This is a genomic window from Pseudomonas sp., from assembly GCF_050739935.1.
Classification (GTDB): domain Bacteria; phylum Pseudomonadota; class Gammaproteobacteria; order Pseudomonadales; family Pseudomonadaceae; genus Aquipseudomonas.
In genome coordinates this window covers 25,604-40,725 of the sequence record NZ_JBOICF010000059.1, presented here as the reverse complement: position 1 = coordinate 40,725, position 15,122 = coordinate 25,604, and the positions used below count along the sequence as shown (strand labels likewise).

Sequence of the window (15,122 nt, the reverse complement as noted above, 5' to 3'; positions counted from 1 at the left end):
ACCAGCAAGCGTGACTATCCTTGTAACAAAGTGAGCGGTCCCGCACATTGTTCATCAACCCCCATCACGCGAACCTAGGCGTTCTGTCGCTATCAAACACCCGAATCGCCACTCATTCATGCCCATCTTCATGAGGTAAATGATGAACAGTTTTCTGCGACGTCTTGCAGTGTTTTCCCTGACCGGCCTGTTGGGCATTGGTCTCGCTCAAGCGGGCGACAGCGCCGCGCAAACCCCTCAGCAACTGGCTTCGGCCAATTCTCCCAACCGCACCAACAACAATTCCGATAACGGCGCCATCCGCCGCGCCAATCCCAATAGCCGTCAAGGCACGCAGTCGATCTCCCCGAGCATGCGCGGGCCAAACCTGAATCCAGCCCCACAACGCGCGCCGACCCTTGAAAACGGCGGTATCGGCAATGGCTACCCTACACGTCAGCAACCCTCGCGACCTTCCAGCGGCAATGAGCGTGGCAGCAACTGAATCGGCTACACGCGCCTATCGACAGCCAGAGTCAGCTTTCCATGCCAGGCCAACTCCCCAGCAAAAAGGATTCGTCTATGTTGCATAAAAGCATGATCCGCAAAACCTTGATCGCCACCCTGTGTGCAAGCGCATTCTTCGGCGTTTCATTACAAGCGTCTGCTGCCACCTACAAGAGTGAGGAGGGCACGCTGACGGTGGATGAGGTCGTGGGCGGCTTGCAGCATCCGTGGGCAGTGGCGTTTCTGCCCGAGGGCAAGGGCATGCTGGTGACCGAGCGTACGGGCAGCCTGCGCGTAGTCAGCCACGACGGCAAACTGCCGAAGCCGATCTCCGGAGTGCCTGAAGTCTGGGTGCGAGGGCAGGGCGGCTTGCTCGACGTCGAACTGTCGCCGGATTTTGCCAAGGACCGCATGGTCTACCTGACCTACGCCGAAGCGGCGGCTGACGGCAAGACCGGCGGCACCGCGGCCGGGCGCGGCCGGCTCTCCGAGGACATGACCAGACTTGAAGGCTTTACCCGGATCTTTCAGCAGCAGCCGAAACTGTCGGTCGGCAACCACTTCGGCTCGCGGATCGTCTTCGACCGCGAGGGCTATCTGTTCATCGCGCTGGGCGAAAACAACAACCGGCCTACCTCGCAGGACCTGGACAAACTGCAAGGCAAGATCGTGCGCCTGTACCCCGACGGATCGATCCCCAAGGACAATCCCTTCGTCGGACAGAAGAACGTGCGCCCGGAAATCTGGAGCTACGGCCACCGCAACCAGCAAGGCGCGGCGCTCAATCCCTGGACCGGCACCTTGTGGACCAACGAGCATGGCCCTATGGGCGGCGACGAAATCAACATCATCGAACGCGGCGCCAACTACGGCTGGCCGATTTCCACCTTTGGCATCGACTACACCGGCCAGCCGATCTCCGAATCCAAAGGCAAGATCGTCGAAGGCGTGACCAACCCCTTCCACGTCTGGCAAAAATCCCCCGCCATCAGCGGCATGGCGTTCTACAACTCCGACAAGTTCAAGCAATGGGACCACAACATCTTCATCGGCGCGCTGGCGGCCCAGGTGCTGATTCGTCTGGAACTCAAGGACGACAAGGTGGTGCATGAAGAACGCCTGCTCGGCGATCTCAACTCGCGCATTCGTGACGTGCGTCAGGGGCCGGATGGGTATCTATATGTGCTGACCGATGAGGATGACGGGAAGCTGCTGCGCGTCGGGTTGGCCGAGTAGAGCATTGCTCTGAATGTAATCCATAACGCTCTTTTTCGATGACACGAGCCATACGGCACGATCCGAACGTTGTAAAAGACGATGAAAGCCCATGGGGCGACATGTGATGGTCGCCAAAACGGTAGCCGCATTTCCGGATCGAGTAGTGCATCAAGCCAACTCGCTTGCTCACGATTGCCGCGGTTAAGTCGCTGAATTCGGGTTGTGCACGGAACACCTATGGGAGCGAATTGATTCGCAAGGGGGGCCTTAAGTCGACACGTCTTTATTAGCCTACATCGATCGCGAAATGAGTTCGCTCCCACAGGTTTTGCGTCAGGTGTAATCGAGGCATTGCAGAGTCAAGGCCTGCGCGGCATCAATCCCGGCACTGCATGCACCAGCGCATTGACCGCAAAGCCGATGAACATCACCCCGCACAGGCGAGTGATGGTCAGCTCGTGGCGCTGGTAAACCGCACGCACATGGCGGGCGCCGACCACGCCGACGATGATGCCGTAAGCCACGATGCCGCCCAGGGTGCTGACCAGGATCAATAGCGGCAGCATCGACCAGTTGAGCATGTCGGCGCGGCTGGAAAGCAGCGCGGTGAAAGTCGCGACGGCCACCGGATAGGCCTTGGGATTGGTCAGGCCGAACATGATGCCGTGCCAGAAAGGATGGCGACCCGGTGCCTTCGGCTCATCGCCATTGCTGCGTTTGGCGCGAATCGCCCGCCAGCCGAGCCAGAACAGAAACAGCCCGCTGATGATCCCCAGTACGTCGAATGCCGTGGTGCCGATGACCTTCGCCCCGATGATTGCCGCCAGCGCCGTGCTGCACCAGATCACATCCCCCAGCAGATGCCCGCAGAGGAATGCTGCCCCCGCACGCCGACCTTTGGAGGCACCGATACCGAACACCGCCAGTACGCCGGGACCGGGCGAAATGGCATAGATGAAGCCTGAGGCGAGTACGGCGAGGAGCAGCGATGGCGTCATGACAGGCTTCCTGATTAGGGCTGGCAGGGGGAACGCCCGAGTGTAGATGAGCGGACGACTAACTTTCGAGCGCTTTCATACGTTTATAGAGGTCGTATCGAGGTTGTAAAAAATCGGCGCGGAACGTAAAAGGTGCGCCGACAAGAAATCCCGCCTGGAGCTGCATTTTCGATGACTACCCCATACCGACCTGCAGCAGGCTTTACACGCCGCCTGTTGCCGCTGAGCATCGCGTTCGCCTCGCCGTGGCTGGCCGCCCAGGAAGCCGAGCCGCTGACGCTGGATGCGGTGAAAGTGTCGGGTGAACAGTCCTCGCTCTATCAAGCCGAAAGCGCTTCGGTCGGGGGGTTCGACGAAACCCCGTTGCGCGACACGCCTGCGTCGATTTCGGTGTTCAGCGAGCAGATGCTCAAGAACCAGCAGGCCAAACTGCTCAGCGATGTGCTGCGCAACGATGCCTCGGTGGGCGACAGCTACGCGCCCATTGGCTACTACGAAAACTTCGTGGTGCGCGGTTTTTCCCTGAACGCCGCCAACAGCTATCGCATCAATGGTCGCAGCATTACTGGCGAGCAGAATGTGGCGCTGGAAAACAAGGAACAGGTCGAGTTGCTCAAAGGCTTGTCCGGTCTGCAGAGCGGCGTGTCCGAGCCTGCCGGTGTGGTCAATTACAAGACCAAACGCCCCGATGACGTACGTTCGGTGACGGTCTCGACCAATGAACATGGCGAGCGCTACATCGCTACTGACGTCGGCGGTTGGTTCGGCAGCGAAAAACAGTTTGGCCTGCGCGCCAACGTCGCCCATGAAGACATCCGTTCCTACGTCGAACACGCCGATGGCCAGCGGGATTTCGCCTCCCTGGCGCTCGACTGGAACATCAACGATCAATCGACCTTGCAGCTGGATGTCGAATACCAGACCAAAGAGCAGCGTTCGGTGCCGGGCTATCAACTGATCGGCGGCACTGAATTGCCCCACGATGCCTCGCCGCGCAAATTGCTCGGCTATCAGAACTGGTCCAACCCGGTTGGCATCGACTCGCTGAACATGAACGGTCGCTATGAATACCGCCTCAGCGACGACTGGAAAGCCAGCCTCAGTGCCTCGCGCAGTCGCGTGGTGATCGATGACTACAGCGCCTTCGCCTACGGTTGCTATTACCAGAGCGATTGCCCGAGCACGCCGGTGACCGGGCATTTCAACAGCGACGGCGGTTATGACATCTACGACTTCCGCAGCCCCGACGACACACGGCGCAACGATGAAGTCGAAGCCGCAATGACCGGCCTGTTCAACACCGGCTGGCTCAAACACGAGCTGACCTTCGGCACCAGCGCGTTTCGCCGCACCGTCGACACCCGGCCTTATTTCAGCGAATACGTCGGCTCCGGCAACATCAACCAGGCGCCAGAAGCCTTCGCGCCCTCCGAGTTGCCCGCAGGCCATACCGAGCGGCGCCTGGACAGTCGTCAGTACGGCCTGTTCGCCACCGACCGCATCAGCCTCGACGAGCATTGGCAGACCGTGCTCGGCGGCCGTCAGGTGCGCCTTGACGAAAAAGCCTACAACGAAGACGGCAGCGACAATCGCCACACCCAGCGCTCGATCTTCCTGCCCCAGGCGGCGTTGATCTACAAGCCCGTCGACGACATTTCGCTGTACGCCAGCTACAGCAAAGGCCTGTCCTTGGGCGGCACGGCATCGGTGTTCGATACCAACATTGGAGAAATTCTTGCGCCGACGATTTCTCGTCAGCTGGAAGCCGGGGTCAAGTACGACTGGCGGCGCATGAGTTTCACGGCGGCGGTGTTTCAGACCCGTCAGGCGTATCAGTATTCAAAACCTGACGACGATGGCAGCCTGACGTTCGTGCAACAGGGCCAGCAGAAGAACACCGGGCTGGAGCTGAGCGCCAATGGCTGGCTGACGTCGCAACTGCAGATCGCCGCCAGCGCCGCGGTCATCAAGGCGCGGGTAGAGGACAGTGGCACCGCGGCCTACGAAGACCATCAGGCGATCAACGTGCCGAAATTCCGCGCTAGCCTGTCGGCCGATTACAGCTTGCCGATTGCGGGGCTCGCTCTGCTGGGCGGCATGCAATACAGCTCGAGCAAATATGCCAACCGTGAGGGTTCGGTGAAGGTCGATGACTACGCGGTGTTCAACGCCGGGAGTCGCTACAGCACCCGGTTTGAGGGGTATGACACTGTGTTCCGCCTGACCGTCGACAACCTGTTCGATAAACGCTACTGGCGCGATGTCGGCGAATACCTGGGCGATGATTACCTGTTCCTCGGCGCGCCACGTACCGCGCGGCTGTCGGCGACAGTCAGTTTTTAAACTGCGGACTCTGAATTTTGCCATGCGGACCTGTGGGATTGAGCTCGCTCACGAATGCTGGTGTACATCCGCCACTGCGTCCCTGGCATTCTCGAACTGCTGGCAACGGTGGTCCAGAGCACGCTCAATCCTGCCGATGCCTGGTGAATAGGCCTGGCCCTATGCCCCTCTGGCTTGCTACCGTCGGCAAGTCACTCAACAGGGAAATCGGGCCATGCCAGCACAGTACCCGTTGCAACGCCGTATCGAGGATGGACGACCGCTGCTGATTAACGCGCAGCCTTCACAAGCGAGCAGCGATGATACGTTGCATCGCTACCGTGAAGGACAGTTATGGGCGGTTAGGCACGGAGTGATCACGGCCGAGCTGGATGCTGGCAGTTGGGTAGTACCGTCCCGCCACATCGGCTGGATTCCGCCGGGTGTGGCGCATGCCGCGCGGGTGCATGAAGCCACCAAGGGGATGATGATCCATCTGCGACCGGACTTGTGCCCGCTGTTTCCCACCACCCCAACGGTATTCGACATGAGCGCGCTGTCCAGCGCATTGCTCGAGCGCATCGGTACCTGGGACAGCGGCGCCGCCGAACTCAGTGCCCCGCAGCATCGCCAGCTTGACGTGCTGTTCGACGAGCTGAAAATTTCCCCCGCCAATCCGTTGTTCTTGCCGATGCCCGTCAGCCCGCATCTGGTCGGCATGACGCTGACCATCGTCGCCGATCCCGCCAACAAGCTGAGCCTGGACGATTGGGCGCGTCGTGTGGGGATGTCCCGCCGTGGGTTGACCCGCCATTTTCGCGCCGAGACCGGCATGTCATTGATGCAATGGCGCATCGTCGCGCGAATGAAGCGTGCGTTGGAGCTGCTGGCCCATGGCGACAACGTTAATCGTGTGGCTCAGCGCCTGGGCTACGACAGCGTCAGCACCTTCATCAGCGCCTTCAACGAGCAATTTGGCATTACTCCCGGCGCGTATGCCCTGTGATGTGACACAACTCCGGTTGTCCGCCAGCCGCCCCGATTGCCTCAGCTTTGTTATCCTGCGCGCCTTTGTCGCACTTAACTGCCGTTTTAACCTGCCAAATGGGGTCTTCCATGACAGCCATTCTTCGACCACGTCCACATCCGATCAGCCGGGGCGACTATAAGACCCTGGGCCTGGCGGCACTGGGCGGGGCGCTGGAAATCTACGATTTCATCATCTTCGTGTTCTTCGCGCTCATCCTGAGCCAGCTGTTCTTCCCGCCGGAAATGCCCGAGTGGCTGCGACTGCTGCAGAGTTTCGGGATCTTCGTGACCGGGTATCTGGCGCGGCCCTTGGGCGGCATCTTCATGGCCCATTTCGCCGACAAACTGGGTCGCAAACGGGTATTCAGCCTGAGCATCCTGATGATGGCCTTGCCATGTCTGCTGATCGGCGTCATGCCGACTTACGCTGACATCGGTTACTGGGCGCCGCTGATCCTGCTGGCCCTGCGCATTCTGCAAGGCGCTGCGGTAGGCGGCGAAGTGCCGAGCGCCTGGGTGTTCGTCGCCGAGCATGCCCCCAAGGGCCATCGCGGTTATGCGCTTGGGGTGCTGCAGGCCGGGCTGACCTTCGGTTATCTGATTGGTGCATTGACCGCGACGTGGCTGGCCAAGGTGTTCAGTCATGCGGAGATTCTCGATTTCGCCTGGCGCATTCCCTTTCTGCTGGGCGGCGTGTTCGGCGTGATCGGTGTCTGGTTGCGGCGCTGGCTAAGCGAGACACCGGTGTTCATGGCGCTCAGCACACAGCGCCAAGGCACGACCGAACTGCCGCTGCGCGCGGTCGTGCGTGAGCATCGTCAATCGCTGCTACCTGCCGCCTTGCTAACCTGCGTGTTGACCTCCGCGGTCGTGACACTGGTGGTGATCACCCCGACCGTGATGCAACAGCGCTTTGGCATGAGCCCCAGCGACACGTTCGCCCTGAGCAGCGTAGGCATCGTCTTCCTCAACATCGGCTGCGTGCTCGCCGGCATGCTGGTCGATCGCATCGGTGCCTGGCGCGGAGTCGTGCTCTACAGCCTGCTGCTGCCAGTGGGTGTCGGTCTGCTGTACGCCAGTCTGGTCGTCCAATGGCTACCGGTGGGCCTGGCCTATGCGGTGGCAGGGTTGGCGTGCGGCATCGTCGGCGTCGTGCCCTCGGTGATGGTTGGATTGTTCCCGGCGAACATTCGGGTGTCGGGCATCTCCTTGACCTACAACATCAGCTACGCGCTGTGGGCGAGTACCACGCCGTTGGCGCTGATCGCGCTGATGCCGTGGAGTCCGTGGGTGTGCGTCGGCTATTGCGTAATCATGGGCGCCGTGGGCCTGCTGACCGCAATGTTCTTCGGCCTGCGCAAGGGCATGCAGGTCGATGACGTGCTGCCGGTGCGCTGCGGAAGCTGACTGAGTGGGCCTCATGGAACGACGCCCACTGCCACCGATCGTTATCTGGTGATCCGTAGAACACAGAAATGTTCGATCAGGCATCGTCTTGATATCTCGTAAGCCTTTTCCTTCCTGAACGTCGGCTTCCTGCACTTCCACAAGTGCAGGTCATCCTGCGAGTGCGCCTATGTCTCCATGGTTCCGAGTATTCAGCACAGCTCAATTGTAACCATTGATTGTATTTAAAAAGTGCTGCGTTTATCGTCGCTGACTATATAACTGCCATGTCCGGCACATGTGCAAAGCTTCTCTTTATGCATGTGCCGCACCATGTCAGGCCCTATCTTTGTAAGACTTAATAAGGGAATTATCTTTTCGGTATGTAGGAATAATTACCTTTGCCGGTACTAAAATTAATCGTGCTAATAGACGCTCCGTCGAAGTGTAGAAAACTGAAAATTATGCTCAATAAAATCCTGTCGCCGCCGATGGGTAGTTTAATGCCATGGAAGGCCACCAATAGAGGTCATTACAAGACGATGCAGGAACGAGAGCATAAGCGAAAACGAGCGAGCCGGACCACGCCGCGTGAGAGTGAAGTGCTGAAACTGGTGCTGTTGGGCTACACCAACAAGGATATTGCCCAACAGCTGGGCATCAGTGATTACACGGCCCGCGACCACGTGTCGGCGCTGTTGAAGAAGAACGAGGTGAAGAGTCGAGCGCAACTCATGGCATTACACGTCGTGGTAACACGCAAGCGAAAACCGCAATTAACCCCCTACATTTGACGGGTTGTATCGTTGAAGCGTATGCGCATAATGGCACTGTCTTAAACGTGTGATTAAAGCAGGCATCGGAAATTATTTCTCCGAGCGTACCTTCGTGGGTATGGGGAACGATGGCGAACAATAAAAACAAATTCGCAGGGTTATTCACTGGGAGAGGTTATGGGTCATGTCTTACAAGGTAGTTTCTCGGTGTTGCTCCAGTTGTGTGGTGTCAACCAGCAGTATGTTCAGGGAATGGCGAAGGTGTAGCCCGCGCAGAACAAACATTCAACAACAAAAAGGAACTCATCAATGACTGTATGCAACTCAAGCGATCACGGCCCGCTGTCGACAGAACCTCTGAATCTCGTCGATCACGGCGAACATCCGACGATGATCCACTTCCACGAACTGGTACATGAGCAGGCCGCTTTCAGCAAAGAACACCTGTATACCTTGCACAAGCAATGGTTCGGCCCGCGCGGCATGTTCGCGATGGTTGGCGAAGAAATCGAGCAATTGGGCCGACAGGCGCCGGTGCTCGATAGTGTCAGAAAGCTCAAAACGCCCCAACGTCTGCAGGAGGCGGAGAGGGCGGTGGCATTCGCTCTGACGCAGAGCAATCGCCGGGGCGTGGCCGTCAATCCGTTCAAGGGTCGTCGGCGTGAAGCGCTGTGTTGCGTGGTATTCGACGAATCCGCCGGTTACACCCTCGTGGAACGATACGCCGCTTACGAGGCAATACGTCAGAGCGATGCGAACCTCTTCATCAAACTGATCGCAACAACCCGCGGCGTCGTGGAAAGGCGCATCGTCTTCCGCGGTTTGCTGGAGCATTACGATCGTTTGCTGCCGATCGAGAAAAGCATATATCCCGACGGCTATCGTGCCGCGCAGCAAGCCCACCTGGATCGCGAAGAACAACTCTACGGCCCCCTGACGCTCGACGATGACGTGGTGACGTTGCTTGAGACGATGTCGCCTGTCGATCTGCTCGAGCGGGTGCAGCGCCCGGCAGATCCGACGTCCTGAAGGTGAACCCGGCCCCTTACGACGCTCCTGTTCGGCTGCTGCACCAGCCATTGTCACTATCAGGCTGATAAGCCGGACCGGTCGTCGCGGATCGTATCTGTGCCGGTGCTTTTTCCTGGATCTGTCTGCTGAAATGCGTCCAGTCCACTTCGACAGATCGAGCGGGCTACTTCCCAGACTGCTGCTTTTGGGGCGGCAGTCGCTGCGCAAAAAGCAGCACCCATCACTTGCTTCCCGTCACACCTTTCACTACCGCCCCATGCGCCTTGGCGTCCTTGGCAAGGGAAATCACGTTGACCATCGCAGTTCGTGTGCCGGAGGCGGCGGCTATCGTGGTGCTCAGCACCTTGCCGCCGTCGACGCTGCCGGAGACGTCGAGCTGACGCAACCCGAGGCCTTTTCTGACGACCTTCTTCTCTCCGAGCTTCTTGAAGTCCTTGTAGCTGGACTGCTGCTGGACGAGGGTTTCGGCGATGATGCTGTCCAGCGTTTCGGTGTCATTGGGCGGGACGTTCTTGCCGTCCGGGAGCGGGGTTTCGGTGATGATCACCACGCGCTTGGCGGGCTTGTTCATGTACAGCGAGCCTGTCACCCCAGCGGCTCTGGCCTTGTCGTCGATCTCCTCCATCGGCCCTTTGACGTAGTCCTTGGGCAAGGTGAACACGAACTTGCCGCCGAGCATCGAGACTTTCTGTCCAGTGGGTTTGGCGGGCGCCGCCTTTGAAGATTTGGATGAGTGAGCGGTTTTGGAGGACTTAACGGGGTGCTTGGCATCCGTTGCAGCGTGTGCACCTGTGATGCCCAGCCCGAAGGCCAGCGCAGTGCAAGTCAAGGCGGTTTTCAAGGTGAACAAGCGCATTCCTACCCCTTCAAAGGCTGATTCCTACAGAGGGTTGGCATTCTGCCTGAGCGGCGTGGTGTGTAGATAGCCAGAGGTAGAGCGTTCGGACGCACGCACCTTTGTAGCTGCATGGCTTGCCAACGATCGCGTCAATGAAATCGCCACCCCAGCGTCGTGCTGCCATGGAACTGGATGCAGTTGTTACCGGAGTAATTAATCTGTATTCACACTTAACTTTTCACGCAAAAAAAAGCCGCTAGGGAAAGCGGCTGAAGTTTGGAGCTTTTGGGGCTCCACGTCGGGAGCAACGACGCGGAAAGTTACAACAACAGAAACACAACAAAGAAACGACAGAGCTAAAGCTACGTACAGGTCAGGTGCGTTTGGCATTCTCCACTTGCGGGTTATAGGTCGAGGCTTGCCGAGTCTTGTCGTGCTCCCTGGCCTTGGCGGCAAGCGCCTCTTCGTGCTGTTCGACGTTCGCATGCATGGCTTCATTGCGAGCCACGAACGCTGACGATTCTTCTGCCATCGCAAAAGGTGCGGCCAATAAGGAAGAGACAATAAGAACGCTGGCAATACCAATGGACTAGAACATTTGAAATAAACCTTCTTGCGTGTGCAAGTTCGATTAGGTGAGGCCACTGTAAGAAGTCAGTGACCCAGAATCAAATGAAACTCGAGTAAATATTATTTAGCGGAAATGTTATGTGCGGCCGAGTTTCTGATTCGCGCGGCTCAAAGAGTTATCACATCAGATCCAAGCTCTGCCAGAGCAAACTTGCGTACGTGGGAGACGAATGACTCCAGCAACAACGGCGCGGCCCGTTGTGGCGGAGTCAGTAACGCAAAATCAGTCAGGAGCGACGGTTCAAAGCGCTTGAAGACGACACCTGCCCCGTTGTAGCCCCACGCGGTAATGGCGTCCGTCACAGAAACTCCTGCTCCCGCTTCGACAAACGAGCATATGGAATGTGAAACCTGGCATTCGGTATGGACGTTTAACTCGATGCCGTGCTCGGCAAACAACGCGTCAATCTGCAAGCGCAGTTCACTGCTACGCGGGTGCGCAATGAAACGCTCGCCCGCGAGGTCGCTCGGTCGAATAACGTCGAGCGCGCATAGCCGGTGACCTGCAGGCAAGGCGCAGACGTTCAATGTCGAGAGTAATCGCTGTCCGTTGGGACTTGTGCGACTCGTTGCAAGGACAATGAAGCCCACGTCACAGCGTTGACCGATCACCATGTCCACAACCGAGCGAGAGGAATGCAGGGCGAGGGAAATCTCGGCTTCCGGACGCTCTCTCAAGTAGTCCGCGATCGCATGGGGCAGGAACGAAAGCGCAAGCGCCGGAGCCGCGGCAATCTGAAGGGTGCCCCGTCGCAGCTCCCTGATCTCCTCTGCGGCACGAGCGATGCGGTCGACTCCAATCAAAGAACGCTGTACCTCTTTGAAGAGCGCTTCCGCCTCGACCGTGGGATAAAGGCGTCCCTTGACTCGATCGAAAAGCTTGAACCGTAGAGAACTTTCCAGATCCGCGAGAAGGCGTGTCGTCGCTGGTTGCGAGATGTGCAGCATCTCGCTAGCCATGGTCACCGTCTGATGAAGCATGACCGCGCGAAACGCCTCCAGCTGTCGAATTTTCATGCCTTGCTCCTATACCTGAATGTTATGGGTTTGCCAAAACAAAGTATTTCTTTATCGCATCTTCACTCTTTATCATCCATGAAAACCAGCCTTTACCGGCTTGAACGATAAAAAAGACATAAAAATAAGAGACATATATTTTTTGTGCCGCTTGGCGACTGCCCAATCAATTTGGGATGCTAAACATGAAATTGTTGAAAGCCTGGTGTGCACCAGCAACGCCTCAAATTTCTCTGTCACCGAGTTCGTTCAGCGCATTCTCTGATTCCTGCACTAACCGACGGAGACCTGAATATGCATAAGCAAGCCGACTATCAGCAGCCTGCTGCAGTCCCACATTCCGAGATGCGGGGGCTTACCGTTGATTCACGGATTCATCCGCGGCCGAAAAGGTCCGACTGGATCTGGTACGCACTCCTGGTTCTTGCCGGCGTCCTGTTTTATGAGTGGGTCATCGACAACCCCCGCTGGCAGTGGGATGTGGTGGTTACGTATCTGTTCAACAGCCGGGTAATTCTTGGACTGAAGAACACGCTGATCCTGACACTTTTTGCCAGTGTGCTTGGCTTATGTCTGGGTATCGTTATCGCGGCCTGCAGGATGGCCTCCAATCCGGTTCTGCGCGGCATGGCCTATGTCTATATATGGGTCATCCGGGCCATTCCGACCTTGGCGATGCTGTTATTTCTATTCTTTCTATCGGCGCTCATACCACGTATTTATCTCCCGATACCGTTTCTGGATATGACGCTGTTTGACATCGATACCAATCAGATCATTTCGCGCTTCAGTGCCGCAGTCATAGGTCTGGCGCTGTACTTGGGTGGACACAGTGCCGAGATTTTTCGTGGCGGACTTTCATCCGTGGAGAAAGGACAGCGAGAAGCATGCAAAGCAATGGGAATGAGTGATTTACGCATGATGTGGCATGTCATCGTGCCTCAAGCTGTGCGGGTCATCATTCCCCCGCTTGCCAACGAACTCATCACCATGTTCAAAAATACATCGCTTGTTTCGGTCATCGGTTATGTGGAGCTGCTTACCACCGTACAGCTTATCTATTCCAATAACTTCGAAACGATCCCGCTTCTTACAGTGGCATGCATCTGGTACCTGGTGCTCACGAGCCTTGCCATGTGCGGCCAGAGTGTTCTGGAACGTCGCTTTAGACGAGGTGCTTAACGTGAAGTATTCAAACATTCCAGGAAGTCGGTCGCAGTTGGCCGTGGCGCCATTGCTGCAGATGAGCGCAGTTACAAAGCAGTTCGGCAGTTTCACGGCGCTTCATGCTGTTGATTTCTCGCTGGAAAAAGGGGATGTCGTAGCCATTATCGGCCCATCAGGGTCCGGCAAGAGCACGTTGCTGCGGTGTATCAACATGCTCGAACTGATTGACTCAGGAAATATGTCATTCAAAGGCGAAGAGTTAGGTACAGAGATGCGCGGGACGCGGCGTATTCGTTTACCGAACAAGGAACTGGATCGTCAGCGCCGCTATTTCGGCATGGTTTTTCAGGGCTTCCATTTATTTCCGCATTACACAGTTCTGGATAATGTGCTTTCTGGCCCATTAATCGTCGGTCGGGCGGCCCGTAAAGATGTTATTGAACGGGGTCGGTATTTGCTTGCTCGCGTCGGCTTGGCCGACAAAATGGATAATTATCCTTCGCAGCTTTCAGGCGGACAGAAGCAACGAGTGGCAATCGCTCGGGCTTTGGCAATGGAGCCAGAAATCATGCTGTTCGACGAACCCACGAGCGCACTCGATCCGGAACTGGTTAATGAAGTGCTTGAGGTGATAAAGGAACTTGCCGTTTCAGGGACCACGATGGTGGTCGTGACACATGAGATGGAATTTGCGCGCAAGGTTTCCAATAGAGTAGTTCTTATGGATGGCGGTCGCATAGTAGACCAAGGCACTCCTGCTCATATTTTTGAAGGAAGTGGCTCTGAACGCTGCAAGCGTTTTATCGCCAGTGCCGGCGTGAAATAAAGCCATATAACGGGTTCGCCCTATAAGTTGATTATCGTTTGGTTTTTAAAAACCGAATTCGGCGGAGTGTGCGCTATGGAAAAGAAAACAATGATGAAGTTGGGTCTTTCGATGCGGTACCTGGGGTACCATATGGCGGCCTGGCGGCACCCTGATGTTCCTGCCGACGGAGGCATAAGTTTCAAATATTATCTCGAAACGGCTCGCAAGGCTGAGGCCGCAAAGTTCGATATGATATTTTTTGCCGATGGCGTCGGCATTCGCGCTGCGGATAATCCAAAGGGCGCGTTGTCTCATGATTCGAAGAACGTCGAACTTGAACCCCTGACCCTGCTCGCGGCTATTGGTGCATGCACTTCGAAGATTGGTCTGGTTGCAACGGCGTCGACCACCTATAACGAACCATTTCACATTGCTCGTAAATATGCGTCGATCGACCATATCAGTGGCGGGCGCGCAGGATGGAACGTGGTTACCTCCTGGTCGCAGGAGGAGGCCTGGAACTTCAGCAAAGACGAACATCTGGGCTATGACGAGCGCTACGAGCGAGCGGATGAGTTCGTCGACGTTGTAAAAAAACTCTGGGATAGCTGGGAAGAGGACGCCTTTATCCGGGATAAGGCATCTGGCGTTTTCTATGACGAATCCAAACTGCATATTCCCCATCACAAAGGCAAGCATTTCAAAGTTCGAGGGCCGTTGAACTCGGCTCGCACGCCCCAGGGTCGGCCCATCATCGTCCAGGCGGGCTCAAATGAAACAGGTCGGGTGATCGCAGCGAAAAGTGCGGATGTCGTGTATAGCGCGCCGTTCGATATTTCGGCAGCCAAGGAATATTACACGGACTTGAAGTCGCGCTTGCCAAGCTATGGTCGTACACGCGACCAGTTGCTGATCATGCCGGGCCTGACGACCTATGTTGCAAAAACCCGGCAGCAAGCACAGGACAAATTCGATCAATTGCAGGAACTCATTGATCCGCTCAGTGGCCTGTCCACTCTCTATAGTGCGATTGGCGATCTGTCGGCCTATGACGTCGATGGACCTGTTCCGGACGTACCCGCAGTCAACAGTATCGGCAAAAATCTCATCGACATCGCACATCGCGATAACCTGACTATCCGGCAACTCTACAAACGCAGGGCATCGGGTAGTCGTCAACTGATCGGCACGGCAGAAGATATCGTCGACGATATGGAGCAGTGGGTCACCGGAGAAGCAGCTGATGGCTTCAATTTGTGCCCCGCCATTTTACCGGGCGGTCTGGATGACTTCGTCGAGTTCATTCTCCCAGAGCTCCGTAAGCGAGGACTGTTCCGTAACGAATATGAGTCGAACACCTTACGCGCAAACTTGGGACTCAGTCCTTTGGCATTCGGGAAGTGATGCTTTCCAAG

13 protein-coding genes and 1 pseudogene are annotated in these 15,122 nt (G+C 56.9%); 10 read left to right on the top strand and 4 right to left on the bottom strand.

Translation table 11 applies throughout. The features are described 5' to 3' along the window. The first annotated feature begins 142 nt into the window (after positions 1–142). Positions 143–484 carry a hypothetical protein gene (locus ACRER8_RS10510; protein ID WP_431746264.1) on the top strand — a complete coding sequence of 114 codons (342 nt, stop codon included), beginning with the start codon at positions 143–145 and terminating at the stop codon, positions 482–484. Positions 485–576: 92 nt separating this feature from the next. Beyond that, positions 577–1,722 (top strand): PQQ-dependent sugar dehydrogenase, encoded by a 1,146-nt coding sequence (locus tag ACRER8_RS10505; protein WP_431746300.1) that lies wholly within the window; start codon positions 577–579, stop codon positions 1,720–1,722. Between the two features lie 341 nt (positions 1,723–2,063). On the opposite strand, the gene ACRER8_RS10500 is transcribed toward ACRER8_RS10505, so the two are convergent. Beyond that, the gene (locus ACRER8_RS10500) at positions 2,064–2,702 is read right to left on the bottom strand and encodes a LysE family translocator (protein WP_431746263.1); all 639 of its coding nucleotides are present in this window, start codon (positions 2,700–2,702) and stop codon (positions 2,064–2,066) included. A 171-nt stretch (positions 2,703–2,873) separates the two neighbouring features. On the opposite strand from ACRER8_RS10500, the gene ACRER8_RS10495 reads away from it, so the two are divergent. The 5 genes and pseudogenes from ACRER8_RS10495 to ACRER8_RS10475 all read left to right on the top strand — a co-directional run bounded on the left by ACRER8_RS10495 (position 2,874) and on the right by ACRER8_RS10475 (position 9,244). After that, complete coding sequence (locus ACRER8_RS10495) at positions 2,874–5,045, top strand: TonB-dependent siderophore receptor (RefSeq protein ID WP_431746262.1); 2,172 nt, start codon at positions 2,874–2,876, stop codon at positions 5,043–5,045. 214 nt (positions 5,046–5,259) lie between these two features. Beyond that, positions 5,260–6,030: an AraC family transcriptional regulator gene (locus ACRER8_RS10490; protein WP_431746261.1), complete on the top strand. Its 771-nt coding sequence runs from the start codon at positions 5,260–5,262 to the stop codon at positions 6,028–6,030. Positions 6,031–6,140: 110 nt separating this feature from the next. Then, complete coding sequence (locus tag ACRER8_RS10485) at positions 6,141–7,460, top strand: MFS transporter (RefSeq protein WP_431746260.1); 1,320 nt, start codon at positions 6,141–6,143, stop codon at positions 7,458–7,460. A gap of 521 nt (positions 7,461–7,981) precedes the next feature. Then, a pseudogene (locus ACRER8_RS10480) lies at positions 7,982–8,286 on the top strand (LuxR C-terminal-related transcriptional regulator). 238 nt (positions 8,287–8,524) lie between these two features. After that, positions 8,525–9,244, top strand: coding sequence for a hypothetical protein (locus ACRER8_RS10475; protein ID WP_431746259.1), 720 nt, complete (start codon positions 8,525–8,527; stop codon positions 9,242–9,244). Positions 9,245–9,467: 223 nt separating this feature from the next. On the opposite strand, the gene ACRER8_RS10470 is transcribed toward ACRER8_RS10475, so the two are convergent. From ACRER8_RS10470 to ACRER8_RS10460, 3 genes are all read right to left on the bottom strand, one after another. Then, positions 9,468–10,103 (bottom strand): polyribonucleotide nucleotidyltransferase, encoded by a 636-nt coding sequence (locus ACRER8_RS10470; RefSeq protein WP_431746258.1) that lies wholly within the window; start codon positions 10,101–10,103, stop codon positions 9,468–9,470. A gap of 355 nt (positions 10,104–10,458) precedes the next feature. Next, positions 10,459–10,617 carry a hypothetical protein gene (locus ACRER8_RS10465; RefSeq protein WP_431746257.1) on the bottom strand — a complete coding sequence of 53 codons (159 nt, stop codon included), beginning with the start codon at positions 10,615–10,617 and terminating at the stop codon, positions 10,459–10,461. A 206-nt stretch (positions 10,618–10,823) separates the two neighbouring features. After that, positions 10,824–11,732 carry a LysR substrate-binding domain-containing protein gene (locus ACRER8_RS10460; protein ID WP_431746256.1) on the bottom strand — a complete coding sequence of 303 codons (909 nt, stop codon included), beginning with the start codon at positions 11,730–11,732 and terminating at the stop codon, positions 10,824–10,826. A 294-nt stretch (positions 11,733–12,026) separates the two neighbouring features. On the opposite strand from ACRER8_RS10460, the gene ACRER8_RS10455 reads away from it, so the two are divergent. The 3 genes from ACRER8_RS10455 (at position 12,027) to ACRER8_RS10445 (ending at position 15,111) form a co-directional block, all read left to right on the top strand. Next, positions 12,027–12,914 carry an amino acid ABC transporter permease gene (locus ACRER8_RS10455; RefSeq protein WP_431746255.1) on the top strand — a complete coding sequence of 296 codons (888 nt, stop codon included), beginning with the start codon at positions 12,027–12,029 and terminating at the stop codon, positions 12,912–12,914. Positions 12,915–12,975: 61 nt separating this feature from the next. Further along, a complete protein-coding gene (locus tag ACRER8_RS10450) occupies positions 12,976–13,725 on the top strand; it encodes an amino acid ABC transporter ATP-binding protein (protein WP_431746299.1) in 750 nt (249 codons plus the stop codon). A 75-nt stretch (positions 13,726–13,800) separates the two neighbouring features. Continuing rightward, positions 13,801–15,111, top strand: coding sequence for an LLM class flavin-dependent oxidoreductase (locus ACRER8_RS10445; RefSeq protein WP_431746254.1), 1,311 nt, complete (start codon positions 13,801–13,803; stop codon positions 15,109–15,111). The last annotated feature ends 11 nt before the right edge of the window (positions 15,112–15,122 follow it).